We start from the raw sequence: 5803 nt of genomic DNA, 5'->3' as shown, positions 1-5803 counted from the left end.
TCCCGCGAACAGCGAACGCCCCGCCGGCCGGCGGGGCGTTCGCTGTTCGCGGGAACGCGAAGAAGGTGCTCGTCCTGGACGGGCACCTTGTTGCGTCGGGCGGTGGAGACGAGTGGAGTTCCCGGTGCTTACCGGCGGAAGTCCTCGTCGTAGTCGTCGGCGTACTTGTCGACGTAGGCCGAGTAGTCGTCCTCGTCCTCCTCGACGGCCTCCTCGACCGGTTCCCGCAGCGGGGGCATCTGCTCGCTGCCGCGCAGTTCCCGCTGGAGTGCCGTGAGGTCGGTCTGCGGGCTGAAGTACTTCATCTCCCGCGCCTGCCGTGTCGCCTTCGCCTTTTGACGGCCGCGCCCCATGGCGTGACCCCCTCTGTCTCTTGGTCCGGACGGCGGCACTCAGGCACAGAGTACGGCCCCGGAAATGTCGTATGAATGGTTCGTGAGACCAGGGTACATGGTTTGCCAGCCCGTCGCGTCCGGCCCGGGCCCGGCGCGGTGGACTGTCGGCAACCTCACGGGAGGCGGCCCGCACGCGGCCCGGGACCGGCCGTGGCGGGCCGCCCCCGGGTCCTCCCGGCGGCGGCCCGGGGCGCGGCGTGCACCGGCGCTCAGCCCGCGGCGTGCGCCTGTTCGGACACGGCGGTGACCGTGAGCCCGTCCGCCACCACGTCGGCGTCGACGTCCACCCGGACCGTGTCGCCGTCCAGCACCGCCCCGGAGAGGATGGCCCTGGCGAGCTTGTCCCCGATCTCCCGCTGCACCAGCCGCCGCAGCGGCCGCGCCCCGTAGGCCGGGTCGTAGCCGGTGATGCCCAGCCACTCGGTGGCGGCGGGCGTGACCTCCAGGCCCAGGCGGCGCTGCCCCAGCCGCTCGGCCAGCTGGGCGACCTGGATGTCCACGATCTTCGACAGATCGGACGTGGACAGCGGGTCGAAGAGGATGACGTCGTCGAGCCGGTTCAGGAACTCGGGCTTGAACGAGGCGTTGACCACGTTCATCACGGCCTGATTCTTGGCCTCCGCCTCGATGGTCTGGTCCACCAGGAACTGGCTGCCCAGGTTCGAGGTGAGGATGAGGATCACGTTGCGGAAGTCGACCGTGCGCCCCTGGCCGTCGGTGAGCCGGCCGTCGTCGAGCACCTGCAGGAGGATGTCGAAGACGTCCGGGTGGGCCTTCTCGATCTCGTCGAGCAGGACCACCGAGTACGGGCGGCGCCGCACGGACTCGGTGAGCTGGCCGCCCTCCTCGTAGCCCACGTAGCCCGGAGGGGCTCCGACCAGCCGGGAGACCGTGTGCTTCTCCCCGTACTCGGACATGTCGATCCGCACCAGGGCGCGCTCGTCGTCGAACTGGAACTCCGCCAGGGACTTGGCGAGCTCGGTCTTGCCCACGCCGGTGGGACCCAGGAAGAGGAAGGAGCCGATCGGCCGGTTCGGGTCGGCGATGCCGGCGCGCGAGCGGCGCACGGCGTCCGCCACGGCCTGCACGGCCCGGTGCTGGCCGATGAGCCGCTGCCCGAGGACCTCCTCCATGTGCAGCAGCTTCTCGGTCTCCCCCTGGAGCATGCGGCCGGCGGGGATGCCGGTCCAGGCCGAGATCACCTCGGCCACGTCGTCGGCCGAGACCTCCTCGGAGACCATGGTGTCGTGCGGGGCGGAGGTGTCCTCCTGCTCCTGGGCGGCGTCGAGCTCCTTCTGCAGGGCGGGGATCTCCCCGTAGAGCAGCCGGGAGGCCTCGGCGAGGTCGCCCTGGCGCTGGGCCATCTCCGCCTGCGAGCGCAGGTTGTCGATCCGCTCCTTGAGGTCGCCCACGCGGTTGAGCCCGGCCTTCTCCGCCTCCCACCGGGCGTTGAGGGCGTCCAGGTCCGCCCGCTTGTCGGCGAGCTCCTGGCGCAGCGCGGCGAGGCGCTCGACCGACGCGGGGTCGGTCTCGCGCTCGAGGGCGAGCTCCTCCATGGTCAGGCGGTCCACGGCCCGGCGCAGCTGGTCGATCTCCTCCGGCGCGGAGTCGATCTCCATGCGCAGCCGCGAGGCCGCCTCGTCGACCAGGTCGATCGCCTTGTCCGGCAGCTGCCGGCCCGGGATGTACCGGTGGGACAGCGTGGCCGCCGCGACGAGCGCGGCGTCCGCGATCTGCACCTTGTGGTGGGCCTCGTAGCGCTCCTTGAGCCCGCGCAGGATCGCCACCGTGTCCTCCACGGAGGGCTCCCCCACGTAGACCTGCTGGAAGCGGCGCTCCAGGGCGGCGTCCTTCTCGATGTTCTCCCGGTACTCGTCCAGGGTGGTCGCGCCGATCAGGCGCAGCTCGCCGCGGGCCAGCATGGGCTTGAGCATGTTGCCGGCGTCCATCGAGCCCTCGGCGGCGCCGGCGCCGACCACGGTGTGGATCTCGTCGATGAAGGTGACGATCCGGCCCTCGGACTGCTTGATCTCCTCGAGCACGGCCTTGAGCCGCTCCTCGAACTCGCCGCGGTACTTGGCGCCGGCCACCATGGACCCGAGGTCCAGGGAGATCAGCGTCTTGCCGCGCAGCGACTCGGGGACGTCCCCGGCGACCATGCGCTGGGCGAGGCCCTCGACCACGGCGGTCTTGCCGACGCCGGGCTCGCCGATCAGCACGGGGTTGTTCTTGGTGCGGCGCGACAGCACCTGCACCACGCGCCGGATCTCGGAGTCGCGCCCGATGACGGGGTCCAGCTTGCCCTCGCGGGCCATGGCGGTCAGGTCGGTGCCGAACTTCTCGAGCGCCTGGAACGTGCCCTCGGGGTCGGCGGTGGTCACGCGGCGGTCCCCTCGCACGGACGGGACGGCGGTCTTCAGCTGCTCCGGACCGGCGCCCGCGCCCCGCAGGATGTCCCCGGTCTTCCCGTCCTGCTGGGCGAGGCCGTACAGGAGGTGCTCGGTGGAGATGTACTCGTCGCCGAGGGACTGGGCGAACTGCTCCGCGGCCTGGATGACCTGCAGCGCGCCCCGGTTGAACTGGGCCTGGGCCGTGGAGGACCCGGACGCGGAGGGCAGGGCCTTGATGGCGGCGCTGGCCTGCGCGGAGACGGCGTCGACGTCGGCCCCGGTGGCCTTCAGGACGGCGACGGCCACGCCGTCCCGCTGGTCCATGAGGGCCTTGAGGAGGTGGGCGGGCTCGACCTGCGGGTTGCCCGCGGTCGAGGCGTTGGTCGAGGCGGCGGAGAGCGCCTCCTGGGACTTGGTGGTGAACTTGGTCTCCACTGCGGCTCCTTGGCGAGGGACGGTCTGGGATCGATCGGGAACGAACCGACCCGGCGTTGCGCTTCCTCGAGTGCGGCCGGACAGTTCAGCTAACCTGAGTCTACCTCACTCAACCTTGGATCGACAGGGGTGTTCCGGCTCGGCGTCGGCGGCCCCGGCCCTGGGGATCCCTCCGACACGGCACGGACCCCCGCCGGACGAGCATCGTGCGGTGCTCGTCCGGCAGGGGTCCGTGCCGTGCGGGTCCTGCGGCCCGGCCGGGCCTAGCCGGTGCTGCGCCCGGTGAGCTTGTCCCGGAGGCGGTCGACCATGCCGACGCCGGGCCCGATGGTCTTGTGAAAGAGCTCCGAGTGCGGGGCGTGGGGGTGGGGCCGGGTCGGCGCCACCTTCTTGGCGTTCTCGACCTTCCGGCCCAGCTCCACGAGGTCCTCGGCCGAAATGTGCGCCCGCAGCTTCGGGAACTGGTCCGACTCCTCGTCCTCGATGTGGTGGCGCAGCTGCGCCTGCATCTCGCGGATCAGCTCCAGGAAGGCCGGCTCGGAGGCGTCGACGCCCTCGACCTGCTTCATGACCTGGACGAGCTCGTCGTGCTCCTTCTTGTCGTGCTCGACCTCCTCGGCGCCGTCGGGCAGGTGCTTCTCCATCACGGGGTAGACGTGCATCTCCTCCGCGACGGCGTGGCGCATGACCTCCGCGATGACGGTGTCGGCGAGCTCCCGGCGTTCGGCGGCGTCCGGCGCGCCCTCGATCCTGCCGAGCAGCTCGAGCATGTCCTGGTGGTCGGCGGTGAGGATGTCGATGACATCCGTGCCCGGCCCCGCGGCGTGGGTGTCGGTCATGGGAGGCGCCTCCTCGTCGTGGTGATGTCCGTTTCCGTGGGCGGTGGCACGAGCTCCCGGCGCCGGTGCGCCGGCCACCCGTGCCGCCCGTTCAGCAGGGTGCTGATCACTTCGACTCTAGGTCACCCGGACGCCGCCCGGCCAGGCCTTCGGGGGTCGATGGCCCCTTGGCGCGGCGGCCGGCGGAGGACCCGGGCCGTGCACGGCCCACCCGGTGGCGGCGCGACCTCTATCACACACCCCCCGGTTTGTCCAAGATCACAGGCCCGAATCGTTGGATGCCCTCGACATCGTCCGTAGCATCGAGGGTTCCACCAGTTCGGCCCGACGACGCGCCTTCCACCACCCCCTTGTTCCACACGGAAGGAACTGCCATGTCCGCACCTCGCACTGCCGTGCTCCAGGTGATCAACGCCCCGGACCGCACCGGCACCCGGTTCGCCCTCTTCGCCCTCGCCCTCGGCGGCTTCGGCGTGGGCACCACCGAGTTCGCCTCGATGGGCCTGCTGCCCTTCATCGCCGAGGACCTCGACGCCTCGATCCCCTCCCTGGGGCACGCCATCTCCCTCTACGCCCTGGGCGTGGTGGTCGGCGCGCCGCTCATCACGTCCCTCACCGCCCGGGTGGAGCGCAAGCGGCTCCTGCTCGGGCTGATGGCGGCCTTCACCGCCGGCAACGTCCTGTCGGCCGCCGCCCCGTCCCTCGAGTGGCTGTACGTGGCGCGCTTCCTCTCCGGCCTGCCGCACGGCGCCTACTTCGGGGTCGCCGCCGTGGTGGCCTCCTCCCTGGTGCCGCGCGAGCGCCGCGGCACGGCCGTGGCCCGGGTGGCCCTGGGCCTGACCGTCGCCAACATCGTCGGCGTGCCCCTGGCCGCCGTGCTCGGCGGGAGCCTCGGCTGGCGGGCCGGCTACGGGCTCGTGGTCCTCATCGGCGTGCTCACCGTGGCCGCCCTCGCCCTCTGGATCCCCCGCACCCGCAACGAGGGCGGCGTCTCCGTGGCCCAGGAGGTCCGCGCCCTGGGCCGCCCCCAGGTGGCCCTGACCCTGCTGGCCGGGGCGGTCGGCTTCGGCGGCATGTTCGCGGTCTACACGTTCGTCTCCCCGATCCTGACCGAGCTCAGCGGTCTCGACATCTCGCTGGTGCCGTGGGTGCTGGCCGTGTACGGCGTGGGCATGACCGCCGGCTCCCTGCTGGCGGGTCCCCTGCTGGACCGGTCCATCGAGCGGACCGCCCTGGGCGCGGGAGCCGTCTCCGGCGTGGCCCTCGCCTTCTTCGGCCTGTTCGCCCACTCCGCGGTCGCGGCCGTGCTCGGCGTGCTGTGGATCGGTCTGATGGGCGCCCTCTTCAGCACCGCGCTGCAGATGCGCCTGCTGCGCGAGGCCAAGGACGCCCCGTCCCTGACCGCCGCGATGAACCACGCGGCGTTCAACCTGGCCAACGCCATGGGCGCGTTCCTCGGCGGCGCCGTCATCTCCGCCGGCTGGGGCTACCGCTCCCCCGCCTGGGTGGGCGTCGGCCTGGCCGTGGCCGGCCTGCTGATCCTGAGCCGTGCGGCCCGCCTGCACCGGTCGGGGGACGCCGCCACGACCGCCCCCGACCGCACCGGCCCCTCCTGGGCCACCCGGGCCGTCGCCGACCTGGCGCTGCTCCTGCCCGAGCCCGCGCAATCGCGTCCGGCCCTGGCGAGCAGCGCCCGGACGACCGGCTGGGCCGACCTCGTCCGGTGACCCGCGGCCGCCGGCGC

At 72.4% G+C, this 5803-nt stretch carries 4 protein-coding genes; 1 reads left to right on the top strand and 3 read right to left on the bottom strand.

Going from position 1 to position 5803, the window contains the following annotated elements; translation table 11 throughout:
* Positions 1-128: 128 nt before the first annotated feature.
* The 3 genes from ACFU0Y_RS16580 to ACFU0Y_RS16570 form a co-directional block, all read right to left on the bottom strand.
* Positions 129-353, bottom strand: coding sequence for a DUF3073 domain-containing protein (locus ACFU0Y_RS16580; RefSeq protein ID WP_380215805.1), 225 nt, complete (start codon positions 351-353; stop codon positions 129-131).
* Between the two features lie 251 nt (positions 354-604).
* Positions 605-3220 carry an ATP-dependent chaperone ClpB gene (clpB, locus tag ACFU0Y_RS16575; protein ID WP_380215803.1) on the bottom strand — a complete coding sequence of 872 codons (2616 nt, stop codon included), beginning with the start codon at positions 3218-3220 and terminating at the stop codon, positions 605-607.
* 263 nt (positions 3221-3483) lie between these two features.
* Positions 3484-4059 (bottom strand): hemerythrin domain-containing protein, encoded by a 576-nt coding sequence (locus ACFU0Y_RS16570; protein WP_380215801.1) that lies wholly within the window; start codon positions 4057-4059, stop codon positions 3484-3486.
* A 374-nt stretch (positions 4060-4433) separates the two neighbouring features.
* On the opposite strand from ACFU0Y_RS16570, the gene ACFU0Y_RS16565 reads away from it, so the two are divergent.
* Entirely contained in the window at positions 4434-5786 is a 1353-nt protein-coding gene (locus ACFU0Y_RS16565) for an MFS transporter (protein ID WP_380215799.1), read from the top strand.
* Positions 5787-5803: the final 17 nt, after the last annotated feature.

The organism is Kocuria sp. NPDC057446 (assembly GCF_042802875.1).
GTDB lineage: Bacteria > Actinomycetota > Actinomycetes > Actinomycetales > Micrococcaceae > Kocuria.
Note: the sequence above shows the minus strand (reverse complement) of the source record. Positions and strands in the feature narration are given on the sequence as shown.

Excerpts from the sequence above, each read along its gene's own strand:
- ACFU0Y_RS16565 (WP_380215799.1), top strand. The coding sequence starts at position 4,434 with ATGTCCGCACCTCGCACTGCCGTGCTCCAGGTGATCAACGCCCCGGAC.
- ACFU0Y_RS16580 (WP_380215805.1), bottom strand. The coding sequence starts at position 353 with ATGGGGCGCGGCCGTCAAAAGGCGAAGGCGACACGGCAGGCGCGGGAG.
- ACFU0Y_RS16570 (WP_380215801.1), bottom strand. The coding sequence starts at position 4,059 with ATGACCGACACCCACGCCGCGGGGCCGGGCACGGATGTCATCGACATC.